Annotated in this window: 23 protein-coding genes; 12 read left to right on the top strand and 11 right to left on the bottom strand. The window is 67.8% G+C overall.

The window, feature by feature from the left end:
• From ACWEH3_RS27020 to ACWEH3_RS27005, 4 genes are all read left to right on the top strand, one after another.
• Positions 1 to 1,975, top strand: a 1,975-nt coding sequence (locus tag ACWEH3_RS27020; protein ID WP_452358405.1) for an LCP family glycopolymer transferase, incomplete at its 5' end; no start/stop codon positions are given.
• A gap of 678 nt (positions 1,976 to 2,653) precedes the next feature.
• Positions 2,654 to 3,313, top strand: a complete 660-nt coding sequence (phoU, locus tag ACWEH3_RS27015; protein ID WP_450023208.1) for a phosphate signaling complex protein PhoU — start codon at positions 2,654 to 2,656, stop codon at positions 3,311 to 3,313.
• A 121-nt stretch (positions 3,314 to 3,434) separates the two neighbouring features.
• Positions 3,435 to 3,728: a hypothetical protein gene (locus ACWEH3_RS27010; RefSeq protein WP_450023206.1), complete on the top strand. Its 294-nt coding sequence runs from the start codon at positions 3,435 to 3,437 to the stop codon at positions 3,726 to 3,728.
• Positions 3,729 to 3,760: 32 nt separating this feature from the next.
• A complete protein-coding gene (locus ACWEH3_RS27005) occupies positions 3,761 to 5,299 on the top strand; it encodes a hypothetical protein (RefSeq protein ID WP_450023204.1) in 1,539 nt (512 codons plus the stop codon).
• A gap of 56 nt (positions 5,300 to 5,355) precedes the next feature.
• Here ACWEH3_RS27005 and pstB read toward each other — a convergent pair whose 3' ends face one another.
• The 6 genes from pstB to ACWEH3_RS26975 form a co-directional block, all read right to left on the bottom strand.
• Entirely contained in the window at positions 5,356 to 6,132 is a 777-nt protein-coding gene (gene pstB / locus ACWEH3_RS27000) for a phosphate ABC transporter ATP-binding protein PstB (protein WP_039795034.1), read from the bottom strand.
• 21 nt (positions 6,133 to 6,153) lie between these two features.
• The gene (gene pstA, locus ACWEH3_RS26995) at positions 6,154 to 7,056 is read right to left on the bottom strand and encodes a phosphate ABC transporter permease PstA (RefSeq protein WP_450023202.1); all 903 of its coding nucleotides are present in this window, start codon (positions 7,054 to 7,056) and stop codon (positions 6,154 to 6,156) included.
• Positions 7,056 to 8,027, bottom strand: coding sequence for a phosphate ABC transporter permease subunit PstC (gene pstC / locus ACWEH3_RS26990; protein ID WP_450023200.1), 972 nt, complete (start codon positions 8,025 to 8,027; stop codon positions 7,056 to 7,058). Before pstC ends, pstA begins: the two co-directional genes overlap by 1 nt.
• A gap of 90 nt (positions 8,028 to 8,117) precedes the next feature.
• On the bottom strand, positions 8,118 to 9,230 hold the full coding sequence (gene pstS, locus ACWEH3_RS26985) for a phosphate ABC transporter substrate-binding protein PstS (protein WP_450023198.1): 1,113 nt from the start codon (positions 9,228 to 9,230) through the stop codon (positions 8,118 to 8,120).
• A gap of 241 nt (positions 9,231 to 9,471) precedes the next feature.
• Positions 9,472 to 10,392 (bottom strand): mycothiol synthase, encoded by a 921-nt coding sequence (gene mshD / locus ACWEH3_RS26980; protein ID WP_450023197.1) that lies wholly within the window; start codon positions 10,390 to 10,392, stop codon positions 9,472 to 9,474.
• A 115-nt stretch (positions 10,393 to 10,507) separates the two neighbouring features.
• Positions 10,508 to 11,272: a winged helix-turn-helix transcriptional regulator gene (locus ACWEH3_RS26975; RefSeq protein ID WP_450023195.1), complete on the bottom strand. Its 765-nt coding sequence runs from the start codon at positions 11,270 to 11,272 to the stop codon at positions 10,508 to 10,510.
• 294 nt (positions 11,273 to 11,566) lie between these two features.
• Here ACWEH3_RS26975 and ACWEH3_RS26970 point away from each other — a divergent pair, with 294 nt between their 5' ends.
• The 6 genes from ACWEH3_RS26970 (at position 11,567) to ACWEH3_RS26945 (ending at position 15,661) form a co-directional block, all read left to right on the top strand.
• Complete coding sequence (locus ACWEH3_RS26970; protein ID WP_450023193.1) at positions 11,567 to 12,367, top strand: LmeA family phospholipid-binding protein; 801 nt, start codon at positions 11,567 to 11,569, stop codon at positions 12,365 to 12,367.
• Positions 12,364 to 12,807 carry a thioredoxin family protein gene (locus ACWEH3_RS26965; protein WP_450023191.1) on the top strand — a complete coding sequence of 148 codons (444 nt, stop codon included), beginning with the start codon at positions 12,364 to 12,366 and terminating at the stop codon, positions 12,805 to 12,807. Before ACWEH3_RS26970 ends, ACWEH3_RS26965 begins: the two co-directional genes overlap by 4 nt.
• Positions 12,808 to 13,095: 288 nt before the next feature.
• A complete protein-coding gene (locus tag ACWEH3_RS26960) occupies positions 13,096 to 13,590 on the top strand; it encodes a DUF4395 domain-containing protein (RefSeq protein WP_450023190.1) in 495 nt (164 codons plus the stop codon).
• Between the two features lie 29 nt (positions 13,591 to 13,619).
• On the top strand, positions 13,620 to 14,453 hold the full coding sequence (locus tag ACWEH3_RS26955) for a sulfurtransferase (RefSeq protein WP_063023275.1): 834 nt from the start codon (positions 13,620 to 13,622) through the stop codon (positions 14,451 to 14,453).
• Positions 14,454 to 14,458: 5 nt separating this feature from the next.
• Positions 14,459 to 14,764 (top strand): DUF1416 domain-containing protein, encoded by a 306-nt coding sequence (locus ACWEH3_RS26950; RefSeq protein WP_063023277.1) that lies wholly within the window; start codon positions 14,459 to 14,461, stop codon positions 14,762 to 14,764.
• A 189-nt stretch (positions 14,765 to 14,953) separates the two neighbouring features.
• Positions 14,954 to 15,661 carry an FABP family protein gene (locus ACWEH3_RS26945; RefSeq protein WP_450023188.1) on the top strand — a complete coding sequence of 236 codons (708 nt, stop codon included), beginning with the start codon at positions 14,954 to 14,956 and terminating at the stop codon, positions 15,659 to 15,661.
• A gap of 476 nt (positions 15,662 to 16,137) precedes the next feature.
• On the opposite strand, the gene cydC is transcribed toward ACWEH3_RS26945, so the two are convergent.
• The 5 genes from cydC to ACWEH3_RS26920 form a co-directional block, all read right to left on the bottom strand.
• Positions 16,138 to 17,847: a thiol reductant ABC exporter subunit CydC gene (gene cydC / locus ACWEH3_RS26940; protein ID WP_450023221.1), complete on the bottom strand. Its 1,710-nt coding sequence runs from the start codon at positions 17,845 to 17,847 to the stop codon at positions 16,138 to 16,140.
• Between the two features lie 80 nt (positions 17,848 to 17,927).
• Positions 17,928 to 20,015 (bottom strand): ABC transporter ATP-binding protein/permease, encoded by a 2,088-nt coding sequence (locus ACWEH3_RS26935; protein ID WP_450023186.1) that lies wholly within the window; start codon positions 20,013 to 20,015, stop codon positions 17,928 to 17,930.
• A 4-nt stretch (positions 20,016 to 20,019) separates the two neighbouring features.
• Complete coding sequence (gene cydB / locus ACWEH3_RS26930; RefSeq protein WP_450023184.1) at positions 20,020 to 21,051, bottom strand: cytochrome d ubiquinol oxidase subunit II; 1,032 nt, start codon at positions 21,049 to 21,051, stop codon at positions 20,020 to 20,022.
• A gap of 9 nt (positions 21,052 to 21,060) precedes the next feature.
• A complete protein-coding gene (locus tag ACWEH3_RS26925; RefSeq protein WP_364425050.1) occupies positions 21,061 to 22,551 on the bottom strand; it encodes a cytochrome ubiquinol oxidase subunit I in 1,491 nt (496 codons plus the stop codon).
• Between the two features lie 179 nt (positions 22,552 to 22,730).
• Positions 22,731 to 23,591 carry an aminodeoxychorismate lyase gene (locus ACWEH3_RS26920; RefSeq protein WP_355077065.1) on the bottom strand — a complete coding sequence of 287 codons (861 nt, stop codon included), beginning with the start codon at positions 23,589 to 23,591 and terminating at the stop codon, positions 22,731 to 22,733.
• On the opposite strand from ACWEH3_RS26920, the gene ACWEH3_RS26915 reads away from it, so the two are divergent.
• The gene (locus ACWEH3_RS26915; RefSeq protein ID WP_355077071.1) at positions 23,499 to 23,744 is read left to right on the top strand and encodes a hypothetical protein; all 246 of its coding nucleotides are present in this window, start codon (positions 23,499 to 23,501) and stop codon (positions 23,742 to 23,744) included. The two genes, ACWEH3_RS26920 and ACWEH3_RS26915, sit on opposite strands and share 93 nt — an antisense overlap.
• Before the next feature lie 89 nt (positions 23,745 to 23,833).
• Positions 23,834 to 24,946, top strand: coding sequence for a CAF17-like 4Fe-4S cluster assembly/insertion protein YgfZ (gene ygfZ / locus ACWEH3_RS26910; RefSeq protein WP_450023182.1), 1,113 nt, complete (start codon positions 23,834 to 23,836; stop codon positions 24,944 to 24,946).
• Positions 24,947 to 25,036 lie beyond the last annotated feature (90 nt).

Below are 25,036 nucleotides of genomic sequence, written 5' to 3'. Positions count from 1 at the left end.
GGGCCCCCCGACGAACCGAGGCCGCCGACCCGAGCCGGTACCGCCGCAGGCAGGCCCGCCATCCACCCGAATCAACCGCGCCGAGCCACGTCCGGAAGCTCCGACCCGCCGACCCGTCGACCCGGCCGCCGCCAACGGCCGCGGCGCGGCAGCTGGTCCGCGGCGCGCACCGGACTCGCCACCGCCACGCCAGACCGGTAGCTCACCGGTGGTCCAGGACATCACGGGCGCCACACCGGCTGCCCGTCCCGCGAACCGCCGCCCCGCCGAGCGCTCGGCATCCGCCACACCGCCCGTCGCTCCCCCGGAACCGGAACAGGCCGAAGAGGTCACCGACGTCCTACCTCCGCTCGATGAGCCCACGCGTGCCAAGCGCAAGGGCGTGAGCTGGCCGACCAAGGACGGCAAGGACGCCAAGCCGAAGCCCGTCGGCACCGCCCAGACCCGTCTGCAGGCCTCCAAGGAGCGCCGCAACAAGCGGCTGCGGGCCACAGGAAGGGCGGGGGGCGCAGTGTGCGCCGTGCTCGCACTGTTGGTCACCGGCGGCGGCTGGAGCTACCTGCGGTCGACGACGGACGGCTTCACCCAGGTCTCTGCCCTCGACGAGAACTCGCAAGACATCGTCGATTCCGATGCCCAGCTCGGCGACGAGAATTACTTGCTCGTCGGCACCGACACCCGTGCAGGGGCCAACGGCCAGCTCGGCGCGGGCACTTTGGATGACGCCGAGGGTGCCCGCGCCGACACCACCATGCTGGTCCACATCCCGAAGGCCCGGAATCGGGTCGTCGTAGTTTCCTTCCCGCGCGACCTCGATGTGACCAGGCCCCAGTGCAACGGGTGGGACAACGAGAAAAACGGATACACCAACGAGAAGTTCCCGTCTGCCATAGGGGACAAGCTCAACGCCGTCTACAACCTCGGCGGCCCGATGTGCCTCGTCTCCACGATCCAGCGCCTCACCGGCGCGTCGATCAATCATTTCATCGGCATCGACTTCGCCGGTTTCGAGTCCATGGTCAACCAGATCGATGGCGTCGAGGTCTGCGCGTCCAAGCCGCTCGTCGACGACGTGCTCGGCACCATCCTCGAGCACCCGGGCAAGCAGCGCATCGACGGACAAACCGCACTGAACTACGTGCGCGCCAGGCATATCTACGGCGAGGAGCGCAGCGACTACGACCGTATCAACCGACAGCAACGCTTCCTCGCTTCGCTGCTGCGCGGCACGCTGTCCAGCAAGGTGCTGTTCAATCCGGGCAAGCTGAACGGCTTCATCAGCGCGTTCAGCCAGCACACCTGGGTACAGAAGGTCGAGCCGAGCGACCTGCTGACGCTGGGACGTTCACTACAGAAGATCGACGCGGGCGCAGTCACCTTCATCACCGTTCCGACCGCGGGCACCACCTCCTACGGCAACGAGATTCCCCGCGAATCCGACATCAAGGCGATCTTCAAGGCGATCCGCGACGACCAGCCTCTGCCGGGCGAGAAGCCGACCGTTCAGGCGAACACCCCCGCTCCGACCCAGGCCGCGCCGACACCGACGAAGTACAGGGCGGTGGATCCCTCCACGGTCTCGTTGCTGGTGTCCAACGGCTCTGGAGTCGAAGGTCTGGCGCGCACGGCGGCCACCAAGCTCGGCAACCAGGGCTTCATGATCTATAACACAGGAAACTACGCCAACGGCACCTCCACGACGACGAAGGTCCGCTACGCTCCGGGCCTGGAAGCCGAGGCCGCCACCGTGGCCACCTCGATTCCCGGCGCAACCATCGAGGCCGCCGACGATCTCGGCGGCATCGTCGAGGTCGTCATCGGAGGCGACTCGAAGAACGGCGTCACCGTGAAGGCGCCGACGCCGGTGAGTGACGAGATCACCAACGTCACGACGAGCACCTCGACGAGTTCGACGCCCGCCGTCCTGCCCTCCGACCTGGAACACGTCAACGCGGCCGACGAGGCCTGCAAGTAGACCACCGGGTGCACCGCCAGCCCCATCCGGCTCCGCCAGCCCCCGAGTGCGTATCGAGTCACGTTCTACCGCAACGATATTCGCTGGGACTCCAGTTCAGTGGCTGCTAGTGTCGAGAACGTGACCATCGACACGGAGGGGGTTTCAGTGGCACGCAAACTAATCTTCGGAGCGACCGCGGCGGCGGCCGCCTTGGCATTGTTCGCAGGTCCTGCCCAAGCGGACGGGTGGTGGCAGTACGAAACGCCACAGGAATGTGAGCACTCCCGACAGGACGCCTTGAACCACGGAAGCCGCGTAAGCGGGTGCCAGTTGGTCCCCAACGGCAGCTCGTTCGGCGACGGCGACGCCTGGGGGTATCACATTTACAGCTAGTTCGGGCCGAAGTCCGATGGCGACTGCGTGACCGCTCGGTCGCCATCGAAGTTCTCGGGGTGACGCGGGAACCTCCCTCCGATCTGGAACACACCGCCGACGACTGCGAGTCGCACCCGCCGCACACGGCAGCACAAATGCGACGCAGATCACAAATCGTCGTGATGCCGCCTTTTCGCGGTCGGCGAGGGTGCGGATCGCAGTCGTTGAATGATCAACGGCAACTCCCGCGCTAATGATGCACACCGGTCATTCACTCCCTGTTCGTGACTTGGTCAGCGCGGCGAACTAGTGTCAGTTTCCATGCGTGTCATCTACAACGAGCAAATGGCCGAGCTCGCCCACCTGCTGGGTGAGATGGCTGGGTTGGCCGGCTCGGCCATGGAGCGGGCGACCCAGGCGCTGCTCCAGGCGGACCTCGCCCTGGCGGAGCAGGTGATCAGTGAGTCCGACCGGATCGCCGAGCTGATCCAGGACGCCGAGGAGAAGGCCTTCGCCCTGCTCGCGCTGCAAGCTCCGGTCGCCGGCGATTTGCGGCAAGTGGTGAGCACGATCCAGATCGTCGCCGATGTGAACCGGATGGGCGCGCTGGCGCTGCACGTGGCGAAGGTCGCGCGCAGGCGTCATCCGAACCACGCGCTACCGGAGTCCGTCAACGGCTATTTCGCCGAGATGGGCCGTATCGCGGTGAACATGGGAGCCGGTGCGCGTGAGGTGCTGGAGACCCGTGACCCGGAGCGCGCCGCGCAGCTGAACGAAGACGACGAGGCGATGGACGATCTGCACCGTCACCTCTTCACATTGCTCATGGACCGGGATTGGAAGTACGGCGTCGCGACTGCCGTCGATGTCACGCTGCTCGGTCGCTACTACGAGCGCTTCGCCGACCATGCGGTGGAAATCGGCCGCCGTGTCATCTTCTTGGTCACCGGAGTGCTCCCGCCGGACCCCGACACGGAGTAGTAAACGAAAAGCTTGCTGCGCTTGACGTTTCGCAGGCGGCGAATGATAGATTGAGCCGCACAGGGCGAGATTGCCCGGTATAGCGTTACGCCGGAGGGGAACCGGCATGAAGGGGGGCGTTATGAACGTCGATCCAGCGGAGCTGCGCGCGCTGGCCGCGTCGATGGACGAAATCGGCGGCGAGATGGGCGCATTGACCGTGCGTGCCACCACCGATGCGCTCGGTGGCGTGCTGCCCGGTTCGGCACTGAGCGAAGTGTGTTCCACGGCGGGTTCGAATGTCGAAGACGCATGGCGGCGAATGGCCATGCGCTGTAAACGAGTTTCGAATATCGCGAAAGGCGGCGCCGCGAATTACGAGGTGTCCGACCAGGAGTTTCGCGCGGGCCTCGACGCGATGGGCGCGCAGCTGTGAGGACTACGAGCACGACGCCCACCCTCAGCCAGGTGCGGTCGGAATGGCAGCCGTGGAAACTGAGCGAAGCCGGTACCGAAATACGCACGCGCAACGGCGAATTCGTGTCCCTGATCGATCAAACGGTGACGCAGATCCGGGCAGCGGGCGCGCATTGGAGCGGTGACGCCTATTACGCCGCGTACGACCGCATCGCGGGCGACCGCGACACGGCGAACAAGGTGGCGTTGGATACCGAGACGCTCGCCCAGACATTGATCGACAGCGGTACCAGCCTCGTCGGATTCCGCCAAACGTTGCTGGACAAGGTCGATGAGGCCGTCGCGGCCGGATTCACCGTCTCCGAGGACTGGCAGGTCACTCCCGGGCCGGGCGTCTCGGACGAGGACGGCGATGCGCAGTTCACCTACCAGACCGCCATAACTACCGCCATGAACGAACTGCTCGGCACCCAGACGGACGTCGCGGCGAAGATCGAGCAGGCGAGCGGTGACGTCAGCACCCGAGCCGCTCAACTCGGCGAGGGCGACCCGCTCGACAGCGACAAGTCCGCCGACGGGACGGACCCGGCTCTCGCGTTGTTCAGCAACCAGTCCGACACGGATCAATCAGAGCAGAAGAAGGACGAGTCCGCTTCCACCGCGCCTGCGGGTACGCCGCAGGCCAGCCCGATCGCGGCCGCGCAGTCCGCCAACGAAGACAAATCCGACCAGTCCGGGAAGCAGGACGGCGCCGATCAGTCCGGAAAACGGGATCAGTCCGGAAAACAAGATAACGCCGACCAGTCGGGGAAACAGGACGACAAGACCGATTCGAGCGGTAAGGGCAAGGACGAGTCCAAAACGGACCAACCCACCCAGACGCCCGCGTCCACCGGTGCGGCCAGCGATCCCAATTCGTGGAAACCGTCGGACGTGACGAGTTTGATCACCTCGGTCAGCCAGATCACCGGCAATGTGCCCACGCTGATCGAGTCCATCGGCAAACTCGACGACGATCTCGACGACATCATCAAAGCGGGCGGGGAGGCCGGAAAGGGTCTGATCGAGGCCACCGGTACCAGCGCCGAGAAGTTCGCGAACGCCGTCGACACTATCGCCGGAAACCACCAAACCGACGGCACGCACACGGACTCACCGTCCTCGGGTGAACCCGCCGGAACCGGAACACCGAAGCAGGACCCGGCGGCCACCGATTCCACGACCGGACAACCCGCAGCCACCGACCCGAACGCGAAAACGGACGATCCGAACGCGAAGCCCACCGATTCGAAGACCGACCATCCGGCAGGCACCGAGAACAGCAAGACGGATAAACCGAATTCGTCGCAACCCGCGGAAACCAAGCAGGACCAACCGGCGTCCGTCCGGCAGGCGAGCTACACCAATGCCGACTCCGGCAGTCTCAGCGCTGCTCCCGCGTCCACGTCCGGTTCCCCGTCCACCGCACCCGCGAGCACCGGACTGCTCGGAGGAATGTCAGCGGCGAATCGTGAATCGGATTCGGAGCACACGCGCCGAGTGCAACCCACCCCGACGCCACTGTTCGAGACCCCACCCCTCGACGAATAGCCGAGGCACGAACATCCGTATGCGGCGCGTCCGCGGATGCGGAACCCGCCTCGGGATCAGCCGAAGCGACCGGAGATGTAGTCCTCCGTGGCCTTCTGCGACGGGTTGGAGAAGATCTTCTCGGTGTCGTCGATCTCGATCAGCTTGCCCGGCTTGCCCTGGGCCTCCAGGTTGAAGAAACCGGTCTGGTCACTCACGCGCGCGGCCTGCTGCATGTTGTGGGTGACGATGACGATGGTGAATTCCTTCTTCAACTCGGTGATCAGATCCTCGATCGCCAGGGTCGAGATCGGGTCGAGCGCCGAACAGGGCTCGTCCATCAGCAGCACGTCGGGCGAAACCGCGATGGCGCGCGCGATGCACAGACGCTGCTGCTGACCACCGGAGAGGCCGCCGCCCGGCTTGTCCAGGCGGTCCTTCACCTCGTTCCACAGGTTGGCGCCGCGCAGCGAGCGCTCGGCGACCTCGTCGAGTTCCTTCTTGTTGCGCACGCCTTGCAGCTTCAGACCCGCGACCACGTTGTCCTTGATGGACATCGTGGGGAACGGATTGGGCCGCTGGAAGACCATGCCGATCGTGCGGCGCACACCCACCGGGTCGACCTGCGTGCCGTAGATGTCCTCACCGTCCAGCAGCACCGCGCCCTCGACCCTGGCATTCGGAGTTACCTCGTGCATGCGGTTGAGCGAACGCAGCACGGTGGACTTGCCACAGCCGGAGGGACCGATGAAGGCGGTCACGCTGCGCGGCAGCACGGTCAGCGAGACATCCGACACGGCGTGGAACTTGCCGTAGTAGATGTTCAGATCTTTGACGTCGATCCGCTTGGCCATTTTCGGTAATCCGTTCCGCTTCTATCGGTTCCGGGTGAGCAGGCGGTTGAGGACCGCAGCCGCCAGGTACAGGAGGGCGATGATGATGATCAGGGTCAGAGCCGCGCCCCAGACCCGCTCGCGTCCGGCAGCTTCGGGGTTGGCCAGCTCCTGGTAGATCAACAGCGGCAACGACGCCATGTTGCCGTCGAAGATGTTCATGTTGATCGACTTGCTGTAGCCGACCAGCACCAGCACGGGAGCGGTCTCGCCCATCACCCTGGCGATGGCCAGCAGGATGCCGCTGATCATGCCGGGCAGCGCGGTGGGCACCACGATCCGCACGATGGTCTTCCACTTCGGGATGCCCAACGCGTAGGACGCTTCACGCAGTTCGTCCGGCACCAGTTTCAGCATTTCCTCGGTACTGCGGACGACCACGGGCAACATCAGCAGCACCAACGCCAGCGACACCGCCAGCGAACTCTGCGGGAATCCGAGCGTCGCGATCCACAGCGCGAAGATGAACAGCGCCGCGACGATCGACGGCACACCGGCCAGGATGTCGACCATGAAGGTGGTGACCTTGGCCAGCAAGCCGCGGCCGTACTCGACCAGATACACCGCGGCCATGATGCCGAGCGGCACGGCGATCACCGTCGCGACCAGCGACTGCACGATCGTGCCGTAGATGGCGTGATAGACGCCGCCCGCGACCTGATTGGGCAGCACGCCCTTCAGCGAGTTCTGCCACCAGTCCGCCCGGACCACCGCGGCGAAGCCCTTGCTGATCACCATGATCAGAACCCAGGCCAGCGGTACCAGCGCGACCGCGAACGCCAGCCACACCAAACCGGTCGCGACGTTGTTGCGCACCTTGCGCGCCAGGCTCACATCGCGGAAGGTGGGCGGCTTGATCGGCCGGTCCAGAGTCGAGGAGGTCATCACCCGTTCACCCTTCCGCCCGCGGCCAGTCGAGCGAGCGCGTTCACGACGAAGGTCAGCGCGAACAGCACGAAGCCGGCCGCGATGTACGCGCCGGTCGGCAGCGGGGCACTGAACTCCGCGGCGGCCGAGGCGATTTTGGAGGCGAAGGTGTAGCCGCCGTCGAACACCGACCAGTGTCCCGGCTGCGCGGCCGTCTTCAGCACGATCAGCACGGCGATCGTCTCACCGAGCGCGCGGCCGAGGCCGAGCATGGCGCCGGCGATCATGCCGCTGCGCCCGTAGGGCAGCACCGTCATCCGCACGACTTCCCACTTCGTCGCGCCGAGCGCCTGCGCCGCCTCGATGTGCGCACGGGGGGTGAGGTTGAACACCTCACGGCTGACCGACGTGATGATCGGCAGGATCATCACCGCGAGCACGACGCCCGCGGTGAAGATCGTGCCGCCGCTGGCCAGCGGGATGTTGCCGTCATCGAAGAGGAACAGCCATCCCAGGTTGTCGTTCAAGAAGTTCTGGATCGGCTCCAGTTGCGGAGCGAGAACCAGGATTCCCCACAGACCGAACACGATCGAGGGCACCGCCGCGAGCAGATCGACGACCACCGAGAACGGCCGTGCCAGCGTCTTCGGCGCGTAGTGCGTCAGAAACAGCGCGATGCCGATGCCGATCGGAACGGCGAGCACCAAGGCGAAGACCGAACTGAGCACCGTCACCATGAACAGATCCCGGATGCCGAACCGTAGGTGGTTGGCGTCCGAGGTGTTGAACTCGGTGCTGGTGAAGAAGTTCGCCTCGTTCGCCAGCACCGACGGCACCGCCCGGATGAGCAGGAACAGCGCGATCAACGCGATGGACGCGACGATGATCGCACCGGCCGTGGTCGCCAGCGAGCGGAAGATGATCTCCGCCCGCGGGCTGTGCTGGCGACTGCTCTTCGCGATCGGTTCGGTGCTCGGCTTGCTCGGCATGAGCGCAGTATCTCCGCCTGCTCGCTGGTCGGTCGAATCAGACGGACCAGCGGCGGCAACCTCGTCGTGCACGGTCATGTGGGACTGCTATCAGGAGATGGCGTTGATGGCGGTGGTCAGCTTGGTCTTGAACTGCTCCGGGATCGGGATGTACCCGGCCTCGTCCAAGCCCTGCTGGCCGTTGGTGACCGCCGAGGTGAGGAAGGCCTTGACCGCCTTCGACGTGTCGGCGTCGGAGTACTTCGAGCACACGATCTCGTAGGTCGGCATCACGATCGGGTAGGCGCCCGCCACCGACGGCTTGTAGAACGAGGAGGTGTCGATGACCAGGTCGTTGCCCTGGCCGGAGACCTTCGCGGACTCGATCGCCTTGCCCGCCGAGGCGACGCTCAGCGTCACCGGGTCCTTGCTCGCCGAGGTGATGATCCGCGCGATCGACAGGTTCTGCGCCTTCGCGAACGACCACTCGTTGTAGGTGATCGAGTTCTTGGTGCTCTTCACCGCGGCCGAGGTGCCCTCGTTGCCCTTCGAGCCCGCGCCGACGCCGCCGTTGAAGGCCTTGCCCGCGCCCTTGCCCCATGCGCCGTCGGAGGCGGAGTCCAGGTAGAGCTGGAAGTTGTCGGTGGTGCCCGACTCGTCGCTGCGGAAGATCACGGCGATCGGCTCGGACGGCAGCTTGGCGTTCGGGTTCAGCGCCTTGATCTCGGGCGCGTCCCAGGTGGTGACGGTCCCGTTGAAGATCTTGGCGGCGGTCGGGCCGTCCAGCGCGAGATCGGTCACGCCGTCGATGTTGTAGGTGATCGCGACCGGGCCGAACACGGTCGGCAGGTTCCACGCGGGCGAGGCGCAGCGGTCGGCGGCCTTCTTCGGCTCGTCCTTCTTCGCGCTCAGCGGGGAGTCGGAGCCACCGAAATCGGTCTGGCCACCGAGGAACTCGCTCACACCGGCGCCCGAGCCGCTCGAGGTGTAGTTGAGCGTGGCGCCGTCGCAATTCTTCTCGTACGCGGCGATGAAGCGCTCCATCGCGTTCTTCTGCGCCGAAGAGCCGCTGGCCTTGAGGGCCTTCTTGCCGCCGCAGGCGACGTCGACCTTGGCCACGGTGCCCGAATCGGCCGAGGTGTTGTCGTCGCTGCCACAGGCGGCCAGCGCCATGGCGCCGACGGCCAGCACACCAACGAGGGCGCTGCTGCGCTCGAGTTTCACTATTCCTCCGGAATGGCGTCCTACTCGTCCGGTCCCTCACCGGCCCGGACGGGTGTTGTGGTGCTGTTCGCGAGGAACTTGCGCACCAGGCAGCAGTGTGCTGCCCTCACTCAACCTAAGGTCATGTGGTTGACAGTTGGACCGACCTGAGTGAACGGAGAGTGAACAGCCCGGCGCGATTGCACCTGGTAGATGTGACGTTTGCCGCAGTTTTACTGGCGCGCATCCATTCTGCCGTCTGTTATTCAACCTCCGCCGCCGCGTAGGCGACGTCGACATGTGCCGGAGCGAATCCGAGACGGGTGTAAGTGCGCACCGCGGCGACATTGTCGGCCTCGGTGTAGAGCAGAACTTCGGCCGATCCGCGGTCCCGCAGGTGATGCAAACCGGTCAAAGTGAGCAGCCGACCGAGTCCGCGCCCTTGCGCCGCCGGATCGATGCCGACCACGTAGACCTCGCCGAGCGGCGGATGCTCCGCGTGATGCACCTTGGTCCAGTGGAATCCCAGCAGACGCTCAGGGGCCGCGGTGTCGAATGCCAGGAACAGGCCCGCCGGGTCGAACCACGACTCGTCACGGCGGATCTCGATGTCTTGCCGGGTCCACGCGCCCTGTTCCGGGTGCCAGGCGAAGGCGGCGCCGTTCACCCGCAGCAATTCCGCGTCGTCGGCGGGACCGGCATAGGTGCGCAGCACGATGCCGTCCGGTACGGCCAATTCCGGTAGCTCAGGAGTTGCCAAAGACCGTCGCATCTGCCACAACTCCCGCGCGGTCCGCAGTCCGAGCCGCGCTGCGACGGCTTTGGCCGCCGGTCGGTCGCCGTGCGCCCAGACCCGCGCGCCCGGACCGCCCGCGGCCAGCGCTGCCGTGACCAGATCGGTACCGACGCCGTGACCGCGCCGAGCCGGGTCGACCGCGACCTCGGCCATAGCAGGGTGGTCGCCGTGGGCCGGAACGAGATTCGCGTAGCCGACGACGGCGCCTTCGCGCCGCGCGAGCAGATGGCGCGCTCCGGTATCCGCGCCCGAAGTCAGCGACAGCACAGCCTGTTCCGAGACCGGGGCGACACCGTCGGCCTCGGTGGCGCGCGCGAGCAGATCGGTGACCGCCCGCGCGTCGCCCACGTCGGGGCGGTCGGTCCACTGTGTCGTCGCGCCGCTCATCGGCCTCCGTTCATCGAGCCTGCGGACCCCGCACGGAGTCCACTCCTGGGAAACGTCGTAGCGCCAGGTGGCATTTCGGCCCCGCCGAAGTGATGCGGGCACGGTCCGCCGACGATTACTGCACGGAGCCGTTGACCGGCGTGAGCGGAGAATCGTCGGTGCCCTCGTTGTCGTCTTCCGGAAAGCTCACCGGCTCTCCCTTGACCGCCGCGCGCGAGGGGCGCACGGCCTTGTAACCGACGTTGCGCACCGTGCCGATCAGCGACTCGTATTCGGTGCCGAGCTTGGCGCGCAACCGTCGCACATGCACGTCCACGGTGCGGGTGCCGCCGAAGAAGTCGTAGCCCCAGACCTCTTGCAGCAGCTGCGCGCGGGTGAACACCCGGCCCGCGTGCTGCGCGAGATACTTCAGCAGCTCGAACTCCTTATAGGTGAGGTCGAGCGGGCGGCCACGCAGACGCGCCGTATAAGTGCCCTCGTCGATCACCAGCTCACCGAGGGTGATCTTGCCGGTGTTCTCCGGGCTGGCCACGCCGCCGTTGCGGCCGACCAGCAGCCGCAGCCTGGCGTCGAGCTCGGCGGGGCCGGTGCCGGGCAGCAGGATGTCGTCGAGTCCCCAGTCCGCGTTCACGGCGACCAGGCCGCCCTCGGTGAGCACCGCGACGACCGGCACCGAGGACCCGGTGCTGCCGAGCAGGCGGCACAGGCCGCGGGCGGCGGCCAGGTCCGTCCTGGCGTCCACCAACGCGACATCCGCCGTGCCTGCCTCGAGCAGCGAGGCCACCTCCGTGGGCGCGGGGCGCACGTTGTGCGCGAGCAACGCGAGCGAGGGCAACACCGACTCGGGGTTGGGGTCGGAGGTAAGCAGGAGCAGCTCCACGGGCCCTCCTCCCATCTCGTAGCCACGTGGATGCGGCAGCACCGCCGCGGCCACGTCGCTAATCACAGGTAATCGGATGCAAGATTAGCGCGTAACAAGGCATGACCACGCATTCCGGGGTCGGCGAGCGCACCGGAGGACACCCGGGAGCCCCGTCCGGGCCAACCGATATGGTGCCTACATGGGTTACGTATCGGGCATGCCCGCCACCGGCGAGGCCCCCGAGGCGGTAGCCGAACGCGCGCCGCGCGGCTCCCGGCCGCCGCGGCCCGAGACCCGGAGAGACGGGGGAGCATGCGCAAGCTGATCATCGGCCTGCTGTGTCTGGCTGGGTTCGCCGTCGTCGTCGACTTCAGCACCGCGGCCTATTCGGAGTATCGCGTGTCCCGAGCGCTGCGCGACGGCGCCGATCTCACCGCCGATCCCGAAGTGACGATCCACGGTTTCCCCTTCCTCAGCCAGGCCTGGGACGGCCGCTACGACCACGTGGAGATCCGGGCCCGCGCGAAGCGACTGGACATTCCAGGGGAGATCGCGCTCGAGGCGACGCTGACCGGGGTGCGGCTGCCGGTCGGCGAACTCGTCGACGGCAGCCTGCGCGGCGTCCCGGTGGAGCGCGTGGACAGCCGGTTGCGGGTGGAGCCGACCGAACTCGGCAGGCTGTTCGCCATTCCCGATCTGCAGGTGCACTCGCGGCCTGCCGACAAGTCCGACGGGACCGGCGGATCGGGCGGTTCCGGCATGACCACCACGGGCGCGCTGGTGCTCACCGGAACGATGCCGGAGACGCCGGGCGCGCAGTACGGCGGTGAAAAAGTCAGCGTGCAGGCCGATCTGCTGCTCGACGGCGATCAGGTGAAGATCGTGGCGACCGGGTTCTACCGCGGCCCGCCCGGCACCGAGACCATGCCTGTGGCGGTGATCACCGAGGCCGATCGCCCGGCGGTCCTCGCCCGTTTCACCCGTACCATCGACACCAAGGAATTGCCGTTCGGTGTCCGGCCTACCAAGGTCTCCGCTCAGGGCGGTCAGATCGTCGTGGAGGGCAAGGGCGTGAACGTCACGATCGACCTCGACCGATTGCAGCGACCATGATCCAAGTCACCATCCTCGCAGTAGTACTGCTCGCCGCGCTGGCGGTGGGCGTCCTGCTGCGCCGGCGCGACGGCAAGATCCGCGCGGCCGACGGCATCGACCTGGCCCACACCGGCCGCGCGGAACTGCTGGCGTCCGTCGGCGTGACCGGCGCCGGTCCCGCGGTACTGCATTTCTCCGCCGAGTGGTGCGGACCGTGCTCCGCTGTTCGCCGGGTGGTTGCCAACGTCACAGGCCAGCTCGCGGGCTCACCGCAGCCGCCGCAGGACATCGAGGTGGACATCGACGCCGAGCCCGCGCTCGCCCGGGAGCTGAACGTGCTCTCGCTGCCCACCACGTTCGTCTTCGACATCGAGGGCAGGGAACGGTTCCGCATCTCCGGCGTGCCCAAGGCCACGGATCTGCACTCCGCGCTCGAGCCGCTGACCGCGGCGGCCTGAGCTGCGACGACAAGCCCCCTGGACGGAAGTGATCCACCCCGGGTCCATATTCTCCCGCCGAATTGGGTAAACTGCTGACGTGCTTACCAACCACGAGCTGATGCTCACCCGACGCCGCACAGTGGATCTGTGCCGGCTCGGTGGTTGTTGCTGCCTGTGCCGCTGAGCGGTCGGCTTTTCCGGATTTCCTGACGCCGACCCCTGTCCGCCGCGCGAGCGATCTCACGATCCCCCGGCGAATTGGCAAATTTTCAGTCATCGGACTTATTCAGCGCAGGAGTACGCACAATGTCCACCCAGATCCGTAAAACCTCCGAAGCGATCCCCGGTTCTTCCGACCGAGTCGACGTGCGCGGACCCCGATTCGCCGCATGGGTGACCACCGGTGTCCTTGTCGTGGTGCTGCTCGCCGCCGCGTTCTCGCCGGTCGCCGCGGGGGTATTGATCGCCCTGCAAGCAGTCGTCTTCGCGGTCGGCGCCGCCCTCGGCCCGCGCCGCCACCCCTACGGCCGGATCTACGCGGCCTTCGTCGCGCCGCGTCTCGCGCCGACTACCGAGACCGAGCCGACGGCCCCGCTGCGGTTCGCGCAGTTGCTCGGTTTCGTGTTCGCGGCCGTCAGCCTGCTGGGCTTCGCGCTCGGCTCCACGATCGTCGGCGCGGTGTTCGCCGGCTTCGCCTTGTTCGCGGCGTTCCTGAACGCGGCGTTCGGGCTCTGCCTGGGTTGCCGGATCTATCCGCTGGTAGCCCGCCTCCGCCGGACCCCGTCACCGGCATCGAACTGACCCTGCACGTCATCTCTGAAAGGAAAACAATGGCTCGCTCCGATGTCCTGGTCTCCGTTGACTGGGCCGAAGAGAACCTCAACGCCCCCGGCGTCGTGTTCGTCGAGGTCGACGAGGACACCTCCGCCTACGACGGTGGTCACATCGAGGGTGCCGTCCGGCTCGACTGGAAGAAGGACCTGCAGGATCAGGTTCGTCGCGACTTCGTGAACCAGGAGCAGTTCTCCGACCTGCTCTCGGCGCGCGGCATCTCGAACGACGACGAGGTCATCCTGTACGGCGGCAACAACAACTGGTTCGCCGCGTACGCCTACTGGTACTTCAAGCTGTACGGCCACAACAACGTCAAGCTGCTCGACGGCGGTCGCAAGAAGTGGGAGCTCGACGGCCGTCCGCTGTCGACCGAGCCCGTGAACCGGCCCGCCACCCAGTACAAGGCGTCGGCGCCCGACCTGAACATCCGCGCCTTCCGGGACGAGGTCATCGCGGCCATCGGCACCAAGAACCTGGTCGACGTGCGTTCGCCCGACGAGTTCACCGGCAAGATCCTGGCGCCCGCCCACCTGCCGCAGGAGCAGAGCCAGCGTCCCGGCCACATCCCCGGCGCCATCAACGTGCCGTGGAGCAAGGCCGCGAACGAGGACGGCACCTTCAAGTCCGACGCCGAGCTGACCGAGATCTACAAGGAAGCCGGCCTGGACGGCGAGAAGGAGACCATCGCGTACTGCCGGATCGGCGAGCGTTCCTCGCACACCTGGTTCGTGCTGCAGGAACTGCTGGGCCACCAGAACGTCAAGAACTACGACGGCAGCTGGACCGAGTACGGCTCGCTCGTCGGCGCTCCGATCGAGTTGGGAGAGTAATCCATATGTGTGCAGCACCTACCCAGGGCCAGGCCATCCCGGCCGGTGTCGACGTGGAGAAGGAGACGGTCATCACCGGCCGTGTCCTGAGCACCGACGGCCAGCCGGTGGGCGGGGCGTTCGTGCGCCTGCTCGACGGCAACGGTGATTTCACCGCCGAGGTCGTCGCGTCGGGCACCGGTGACTTCCGGTTCTTCGCGGCTCCCGGCTCGTGGACCGTCCGCGCGCTGTCCTCTGCGGGCAACGGCTCCGCCGAGGTGCGCCCCGAAGGCGCGGGCATCCACGCGGTGGACGTCGCGGTCGCCAAGTAAGGCCTCGCACTCGTCGAACGGCCCCGGTCGCTTTCCGCTCCGCGGAAGCACCGGGGCCGTTTGCGTGCCGCGAAAGCGGGGTCGTTAGACTCGAAACGTGGTCCTCTTCTTCGAGATTCTGCTGGTGGCCGTGGCCGTCCTGATCGGCTGGTTCGGCCTCTACGTCTTCTACCGGCTGTTCACCGAATCATGAGCGAACTCGCGAGCGAAGGTTCCGATCCGGCCGAGCGAGCGAGTGAACAACTGAACGGCAACGCTCCGGCTGATTCCGCCGGTCGCCGCAGCGGCGACCAGGCCGTAGCCGAGGCTGCCGAACGGGCGAAATCGACCGGTGCCCGCAACATCCCGGTCCTACCGGATCTTCCGCTGCCCGAGGACACGGCCAACTTGCGCCTCGGCCCGGACCTCAGCTCCTCGATGCTGGCGCTGCTCCCGCTGGTGGGCGTGTGGCGCGGCGAGGGTGAGGGCAACGATCCCGAGCGCGGCGACTACCACTTCGGCCAGCAGATCGTCGTCTCCCATGACGGCGGCGACTATCTCGCCTGGGAATCCCGGTCCTGGGTCATCGAGGCCGACGGCACCTACGGCGGCCCCGACCTGCGCGAGAGCGGCTTCTGGCGGGTCGGCATCGACGGCAACGACGAGGTCATCGAACTGCTGCTGGCACACAGCGGCGGCATCGTGGAGCTGTTCTACGGGCAAGCGCTGTCCCAGTCGTCCTGGGAACTGGCCACCGACGTGGTGATCCGCAGCCAGTCCGGCATCGTCGTGGGCGGCGCCAAACGCCTCTACGGCATCGTCGAGGGCGGCGACCTGGCCTACGTCGAAGAACGCGTGGTAGCCGACGGCCCCCTCCAACCCCGCCTCTCTGCCCGACTCCAGCGCTACATCGGCTGAGAATTTCTCCTCACCCAGCACGGAACCCCGCCGCGCTCGGCGCTGCCCAACGCAATCGCAGGCTAGCCGCAGCGGAACGCAGTACGTGGTCTGCTGCAACACCTGATCGACTCCAACCCAACGCAACACCTGATCTCGCGAGCACACGGGTAACTCACCGGGAACGCCCAAAACCCACCCACATCCCCAACGCAGGCCCTGTGACCAACCCAGGCCAAACCCCACTGGTACGGCCTGAATACCCGGAGAGGCGGAACAGAACAGCCCCCGAGCCATACCGGTGCGATTGTGGTCGCACGGGTCCGGTCGGACGGACCGGGGCTCGGGGGCCGGGTGACTGCCTGGAATTCGCTAGCGCTCGCGCGGGCGAAATCCACCTGCAGCGGTGGCGCTAGCGGACAGCCACCTCACGTGTCCTATGAATAATCATTCTTCGAACCACCTCCTTCCTGTGTACGAACGAATCTAGCGATGCGTCAGTAGCTCGGCAACGGATTTTCTCGGTCGGCTGAATCGGCGCTGCCGCATGGCGTCCCGTGCCCCGCGAAGTCCGTCGTGACCTGCCCTGATGCGGATACTCGCAGTACCGCGTCGGCCCATTGGTCTTCCGGGAGCTGATGCGTGACGACGACCACGATCCGATCCGGTTCCACGAGACCGCTGTCGGCGTCCAACAGGTCGCGCAGCAGCTTCGCCCCGGCTTCGGCTTCCAAGTGCTCGGTCGGTTCGTCGAGCAGCAATACCCGCGCCGGTGACACCAGGGCGCGCGCGAGCAGGATCCGGCGACGCTGGCCACCCGACACGGCTGCCGCTCCCCCGACGAGATCGGTGTGCACACCCTGCGGAAGCCCGTCCAACCAGTTCCCGAGACCGACCGTTCGCAAAGCTTCTTCGGCTTCTTCCGCGGTCAGATCACCGCGGGCGACCCGCAGATTCTCCAGTACGGAGGTGCCGAACAGGTGCGCGTCTTCGGCGAAGAAGGTGACGCCGGGCCGCGGCGTGTCGAACAATCCGGCCCACTTCATGAGCAGAGTCGTCTTGCCCGCGCCGCTGGGGCCGACCACCGCGATCCGCCGTCCGCAGGGCAGCTCCGGCACATGAGCGTCGATGGGAGGAGTCCGAGCGACGTTCGCCGTGTCTTCGGCATGTGGGGGGCGGGTGGTCTGCCGCGCCGATGGGCCGACCGCCGCGCTCGGGGGCGAATCGGGCTCGATTCCATCCAGGCGATGCAGGGCCGCGCGGGCCGTGGTCAGCGTCTGCGCCGCCGTGGGCAGCGGGCCGACCGCTTCGAAGGCCGATAACGGCAAGAGGACCAGGACGACGAGCGCCATGGGCGTCATCGCGCCTGGCGAGCCGCCGTCCGGGCCGTAGAGGGTGATGCCGATCAGCAGCGCGCCCAGGACAGCGGCGCCGATGGACAGGGGCGTGGCAGCGGCCGACCAGGCGCTGCGCGCGGCGGCCCGATCTTCCGCGGCGACCGCACGGCGCGACGCTTGCCCGGCCGCGGTGAGGGCGGCATCCAGGCGACCGGCTACGCGTAGTTCCGCGGCGTGGTCGAGCACGGTGAGGGCCTGAGCGGTGAACTCCGCCCGGTCGGCCCGCACGGCGCGTTCCGCCTCGGACGCCGCCTTGGCCGACAACCACGGTGCGACGATGCCCGAGAGTGCCAGCGCACCCGCCAGGATCGCTGCGGCGGCGGGCGAGATCGTGGCCAGCAGTGCGACGGCGGCGAGTGAGAGCACGAGGGCGACCGCGACCGGCACGAACGCGCGGACCACTACGGCGCCCAAGTCGTCGATGTCGCTGCCGATCCGGACCAGGAGATCTCCACGGCGCAGCGGCTTGCCCGACCGATCGCCGCCACTCGGCGACACCTCGGGTCGGCGCAGCCAGAAATCCGAACGAGCCAGCATCCGGTAGACCGTGGTTCGCGCTGTTGTCATAGCGCGCAGTGCGACGTCGTGCCTGGCGAGACGTTCCAGGTACCGGCACAAGCCACGGGAGATGCCGAGCGCGCGCACCGCCACCACAGCGATGCTCAGATCGAGCACCGGCGGCATCTGCCATGCGCGGGCGATCAGCCAGGCCGCCAACGCGGCGAGCCCGAGCCCGCTGCCGAGCGCCAGCACGCCCCATCCGATCGCCACCGCGACCCGCCAACGGGACAATTCGAGCAGCGCCCACATCCGGCGCAGATCACCGGGCACCGTGGAACCGGTGGCACGCGAAACGGCCCGCGTCGCGCGTCCGCCGGTCCCGCCCGTGTTCATCCCAGCACCTCCTCTCGCGAGGTGCACAGGTCCGCGCGCACCTGCACGACATGATCGGCGGCGGCCAGCACGGTCGGGCGGTGACCGACGACGACGACCGTCGCGCCCATACGGGCCCTGGCTTGGAGTGCGGCCAGCACGGTGGCTTCGGCGGCGGCGTCGAGGTGCGCGGTCGGCTCGTCCAGCAGCAGGATCGGGCGATCGGTGGCCAGCACCCTGGTCAGCGCGAGGCGTTGGCGTTGACCGAGTGACAGGCCGACGCCGCCGGGGCCGACCACCGTGTTCCAGCGCTCGGGCAGGTCATCGAGCACGGCGTCGAAACCGGTTGCCAGACAAGCGGCTTCGAGATCGTCCAGAACGCGCGCCGGGCCGCGTGCGGCGTGGTCCACCGTCCGCGCGCCGAGCAATTCGAGGTTGTCGCGCAATGTGCCGGGCACCAGCACCGGCCGCTGCGGCAGCCAAGCCACACGCGTCCACCATTGGTCCTGGTCCAGTTCGCGGACGTCCACCCCGTCGACGGTCACGGCACCTCGGTCGGGTGTGATCAGGCCCAGAATCGCCTGTACCGCGGTCGATTTACCGCTTCCATTGGGACCGGCGAGCACCGTGAGGGCACCGGGCCGCAAGATCGCCGACAGGCCAGCGGGCGCCAACCCGTCCCGCGCCTGGACCGACAGGTCGCGGAGTTCGACCGTGCCGGGGCACTCGGAGCTGCTGCGGCGAGCCGTCACCAGGGCTTCCTCCGGCAAGGCACAGCGGTCGCATGTACCGGCGCGCGTCGACTCGTCCGGCATCGCACCGACGAGCGCCATCCCCCGCACGCCCCGGCTGAGCAGCGACTCGACCGGCTCGTCGTCAGGCGCCGTCGCCGTGCCGGAGTCCTGGGGACTGCCGCGGCGAGCCGTCACCACGGCCTTCTCCGGCTCGGTGCGTCGACAGTCGCATGTACCTGTGCGGGCCGACTCGTCCGGTGCGGCCACACCGGCGTGCGCCGCCGCGCGCCGCGCGCCGCGGCCGGGTAGCCGCTCGGTCGGCTCGGCGGGCGTGGACTCGAGGATCGCGAACGCTCGGTCCGCGGCCGCCATACCGTCCTGGGCGGCATGGAAACGTTCGCCCACCATGCGCAGCGGCAGATACACCTCCGGGGCGAGCACCAGCACCACCAAGCCCGCGTAAAGACTCATCTCACCGAAGACCAGTCGCAGCCCGATGGAGACCGCGATCAGTGCCACGCTCAGCGTGGCGAGCAACTCCAGCACCATGGAAGACAGAAAGGCGATGCGGAGCGCGCCCATGGTGCGCCGGCGCAGCGCGTCGCCGAGATCGCGAACACGGTGCCGCATGGTGCGCGCGGGTCCGGTCGAACCGCCCGTCCCGGTGTCGTTCCGCTGTCCCCGCGCAGTGGGCTCGGGTTCCGCGTCGCCGGTCTCCCGGCCGAGCGCACGCAGTGTCGGCATGCCCGCGAACAGATCGAGCATTTGGTCCGACAGCCGGGTGGTGGCCGCGAGCGTGGCTTCCGCCCGCCCCTGGGTCAGCAGCCCGATGAGGATCATGAAGATCGGGATGAGCGGCAACGTGATCACCACGATCACACCGGAAGTCGCATCGTGGGCCGCGATGACCGCGAGCACGATCGGCGGAACCAGCACCGCCAGCAGCAGAGCGGGCAGGTAGCCTACGAGATATCCGCGCAACCCGGACAGGCCCGTGCCGACGACCACGGCCAATTCCGTTCGACGCGCGTCGAGTTCGCGAGGCGACAGCCGTGCGCCCGCACCGAGCACCGCGCCCTCCAGCTCCGCCACCACGCTCGCGCCCGCTCGGTGCGCCAGCCGTGACTGCGCCCACGTGGCGAGCACCCGGGCCGCGATCGCGACCGCGAGCACGACGAGTTCTACCGTCCACGCGCCGAGCGTGCGCGCACTCGGATCGGTGACCACCCCGGCGAGTACCCGCCCGATCAGCACCGCCGCGACCACGATCGCGCCGGTGACGACCAGCGACAGCGCCACGCTCAGCGCGAGGTAGCTGCGCGCCGAGCGGGCATGACGCCACAGGCGCGGATCGATCGGCGGGCGGGCCATGGCGTCAATCCTGCGCGACCCGCAGGGGCAGGCCGACCGGGGGCGGGATCTGCTCGACGGTGATCCGCTTGCGGAACACCCAGTAGGTCCAGCCCTGGTACACCAGCACGACCGGCGTGGCCAGCGCCGCGGCCCAGCTCATCACCTTCAGCGTGTACGGCGTGGAGGACGCGTTGTAAACCGTCAGGTCGAACGCCGCATCGATCGTCGAGGGCAGCACCGCGGGGAACAGCGAACCGAACAGCAGCGCGGTCGCCGCCGCGACGGTCACCGTGGTGCCGGTGAAGCCCCATCCGTCGCGCTGCGCGAGATCGGCCGCCGCCGCCACGACCAGACCGAGCACGGCCAGCCCCAATAAGATCCAGGTCCAGCCGGTCCCGTAGGCCAGTTGGGTCCACAATCCGAATCCGCCGACGACGGCCACGGTCGGGATCAGCAGCAGCCGAGCGGTGCGTCGTGCGTCGTCGCGGACCTCGCCCGCCGTCTTGAGCACCAGGAACATCGCTCCGTGCAGCGCGAACAGCAGTCCGGTCGCCAGCCCGCCGAGCAGGGCGTAGGGCCCGAACAAGTCGGCGACCGAGCCCGCGAACTGCTTCTTCTCGTTCAGCGGGACACCGTGCACCACATTGGCGAACACCCAGCCCCACGCCAGCGCCGGAACCCAGGAACCGATGCCGATGCCGATGTCGCAGCGGGCCCGCCAGCGCGGATCGTCGATCTTGCCGCGGTACTCGATGGCGCAGATCCGCAGGATCAGCGCGACGAGCACCAGCAGCAACGCCAGGTAGAAGCCGGAGAACAGGCTGGCGTACCACTCCGGGAACGCCGCGAACATCGCGGCGCCCGCGGTGATCAACCAGACTTCGTTGGCGTCCCACACCGGCCCGATCGTGTTGAGCACCGCGCGCCTGCGCCGGTCGGACCCCTTGCCGAGGATCGGCATGAGCATGCCGACGCCGAAGTCGAAGCCCTCCAGCACGAAGTAGCCGGTGAACAGCACACCGATCAGGACGAACCAGAACTCTTGCACACTCATCGCCGGCTCCTAGTAGGCGAACGAAAGTTGTTCGACGGCGGGCTCTTCGAGGCGGCGTTCGCCCGAAGTCGTATCGGTGTCGTGCGGCTCGGCGGCGGGCGCCGCCGGATCCGGTCCGTGGATCACGTACCGGCGCATCAGGAAGAACCACACGAACGCGAGCGCACCGTACAGCAGCGTGAAGGTGATCAGCGAGAACAGCACGACGCCTGGCGCGTGATCGGAGACGCCCTGCTGAACGGTGAGACGCAGATTCGGGTCGCCGGTGGGGTTGGGCGCGACCACCCAGGGCTGCCGCCCCATCTCGGTGAACACCCACCCGGCGCTGTTGGCCAGAAACGGGGTGGGGATGGCCAGCAGGCTCAGCCAGGCGAACCAGCGCTGGTCCGGCACTCGTCCGCGGCGGGTCAGCCAGAGCCCGGCCAGCGCGAGCAGCACCGAACCCGCCGACAGCCCGATCATGGCCCGGAACGACCAGTAGGTGACGAACAGGTTGGGCCGGTAGTCACCGACACCGAACTTCTCGTTGTAGGTCTTCTGCAGGTCGACGACGCCGTCCAGCGTCACACCGGTGAACTCACCCTTCGCCAGCCAGGGCAGCACATAGGGCACTTCGAGCACGTGCGTCACGCTGTCGCAGTTGTTGTGCGTGCCGACGGTCAGCACGGAGAAATCTGGGTCGAGGGCGGTGTGGCACAGCGATTCCGCCGAGGCCATCTTCATCGGCTGCTGCTCGAACATCAGCTTGCCCTGCACGTCGCCGGTGTAGACCAGAGCGGCCATCGCCGCGATCACCACGACGATGCCCGCCCGCGCGGCGGGCCGCCACATCTCGCGCGCGTCAGCCGATTTCGCCTCGTCGCCACTGCGCGCGTTGCGCACCATCCACCAGCCGGCGATGCCGACGACGAAGGTGCCCGCCGTGAGGAAGGATCCGGCCACCACGTGCGGGAAAGCCGCCAGCAAAGTGTTGTTGGTGAGCACCTTCACGATGCTTTCCAGCTCCGCGCGACCGGTTTCCGGGTTGTAGCGGGCGCCGACCGGATGCTGCATGAACGAGTTGGCCGCGACGATGAAGTACGCCGATGCGTTCACGCCGATCGCGACCATCCAAATCGCGCCGAGGTGCAGTAGTTTCGGCAACCGCGTCCAGCCGAAGATCCACAGTCCGAGGAAGGTCGACTCCATGAAGAAGGCGATCAGCCCTTCCAGCGCGAGCGGGGCGCCGAACACGTCACCGACGAAGCGGGAGTACTCGCTCCAGTTCATGCCGAACTGGAACTCCTGCACGATGCCGGTCGCGACGCCGAGCGCGAAGTTGATCAGGAACAGCTTGCCGAAGAACTTGGTCAGCCGCAGCCAGTGCTGCTTGCCCGTGACGACCCATGCCGTCTGCATGGCAGCGACCAGCGGCGCGAGACCGATGGTCAGCGGCACCAGCAGGAAGTGGTAAACGGTGGTGATGCCGAACTGCCATCGGGAGATGTCCAAGGCGTTCAAGCCGGCCTCCTGCGTGTCTACGACATGTCGTAGTAAAGCCTACGCCGGAGCAGACCTCGAAAAATGAGTCCTGAGCCACGCCACCGGGGCTGATACTGCCTGTTCGGCCCGTTTTCCGTGCTCATCACCGCCCCGTGCCCGCCCGAGTAGGACGGAGATCACGGAGCGGCGCCCATCACTCACCAGTCGCCGATGGCTCCCGCCCGCTCGATGCCGCGATCGACCAGCCCGATGATCTCTTCGGCGTTGTCCGGCGCGGACATCCGCAGCCCGTCCAGCGAATTCACCCGCGCCGCAAGCGAAATGCTCGACAGCATCCAGATGCTGTCGCAGGTGAGCAGGTCGGCGGTGAACAGCGAGTCGTAGCGGCATTGCCAGCCCGCCTTCTCGGCTTCGGCGAACAGCGCGCGCTGGGTGACGCCGGGCAGCACGCCGTTCTTCGCGGGCGGCGTGATCAGCTGCTTGTCGCGGGCGATCACCACGGTGGATCGCGGCCCCTCCAGCACCCGGTTCTCCGTGCTGGTGAAGATCACGTCCTCCGCGCCCATCCGCGCGGCGAACCGCAGGGCAGCCATATTGGTGGCATAGGACAGCGTCTTGGCACCCAGCAGTTGCCATGGCGCCGCTTGCGCGAGGTCGACCGAGATGCCCCGCGACAGGCTCACCACGGCGACGCCCTCGGCGCGGGCCTTCTCGACGCGCTCGGGCACCGGCACCACGAGCACGAAAGCGGTCGGCACGGGCACGGCGGCGGCGAGGTCACCGGTCTTGACCTTGTCGGGCGTTGCGGCCAGCTCGGAGTCGCGCCCGCGGGTGAGCACCAGCCGCATAACGCCTTCGCGCTCGCTGCCCCACTCCTTGGCGGCGGTCTCCACCGCCTCGCGCCATTTGCCCAGCTCCGGCTCGGGCAGATCGAGCGCCTGGGCGGAGCGGCGCAATCTGCCTAGATGAAATTCGATCGCACACGCGACGCCCGCGCGCACGAGCACCGTTTCGAAGACACCATCGCCACGCAATACGCCAATATCGTCCGCAAACAACAACGGCGCATCCGCATCCCGGACCGCGCCATCGAGAGTTACCAGAACTCGATCCACCATGCGACGAGCGTAGGCGGTGTGAGCGGACAATGCCTATGTCACGGCCGCTTTTGCCAGACCTTTTGTGCAGCCGCCCCACGAGGCCCGCTGTAATGCTCGGACAATGCCGATCGGCTATGCCGTTCTCCGGCGCCCTGGCCCGGTTCGCGCACCGCCGGGCGGGCCCGCCTAGAGTGGGAGAGGTGTCCGTGGTCGTTGCGCCCAGCCCCATCCTCAGTGTGTCGGGAGCCGTCGCGGGAGCGGCGGGTTCGCCCGACGCCGCCGTCGCGTGGCACTACGGCGATCCGTTCGGCGAGCAGCGCGCCGCGGTGCAGCGCGCCGCGATCGTCGACCGGTCGCACCGATTCGTGCTGCGCGTCACCGGCGCCGAGCGGCTCTCCTGGTTGCACACCATCTCCAGTCAGCATGTCGCCGCCCTCGGCGACGGGCAGTCCGCCGAGAACCTCGACCTGGATCTGAACGGCCGGGTCCAGCATCACTTCGTGCTCACCGAACTGGACGGCGCCGTCTGGATCGATACCGAAGCCGAGCGCGGACCCGACCTGCTGGCGTTCCTGCAGAAGATGGTCTTCTGGGCGGATGCCAAACCGGAAGCCGCCGACCACGCGGTACTCAGCCTGCTCGGCCCCGGCGTGGCGGATCTGGCCGAAACACTCGGCGTCACCGCCCTTCCCGGCGTGTACGAGGCGACGCCGCTGCCCGGCGGCGGATTCCTGCGCCGGATGCCGTGGCCGACGGCCGACTCCTTCGACTTGGTCGTCCCGCGCGATCAGCTGACCGGCCTGTGGGACCGGCTCACCGCGGCGGGCGCCGTTCCCGCCGGAATGTGGGCGTTCGAGGCATTGCGCGTCGCGGCCGTCCGTCCGCGGATCGGACTGGACACCGACGAGCGGACCATCCCGCACGAGGCCCGCTGGATCGGCGGCGTCGCTGAACACGGAGCCGTCCACCTGGACAAGGGCTGCTACCGCGGCCAGGAGACGGTGGCCAGGGTGCACAACCTCGGCAAGCCGCCGCGGCACCTGTTGCTGCTGCACCTGGACGGCTCGGCGGACGAGCGCCCGGTCATCGGCGACGACGTCACCGCCGGCGGCCGCGCGGTCGGCAGGCTCGGCACGGTCGTCGACCACTTCGAACTCGGCCCGATCGCCCTCGCGCTGGTCAAGCGCGCGGTTCCGGCCGGCACCGCGCTGGTCGCCGGCCCGGTCGCGGCGTCCATCGATCCCGATTCGGTGCCCGCCGACGACGAACCGCAAGCGGGCCGGCTCGCGGTCGACCGGCTGCGTGGGCGCTGACCTGTTGACCGGCCACCGGCAGGCGGGACGTGTTCCTCAGCCGACATCCGCACTCTTGCTCAGCGCCGAGCTCCCCGTTCGTGACGAGAG

The sequence above is a fragment of the Nocardia sp. NPDC004718 genome (assembly GCF_053601535.1).
Note: the sequence above shows the minus strand (reverse complement) of the source record. Positions and strands in the feature narration are given on the sequence as shown.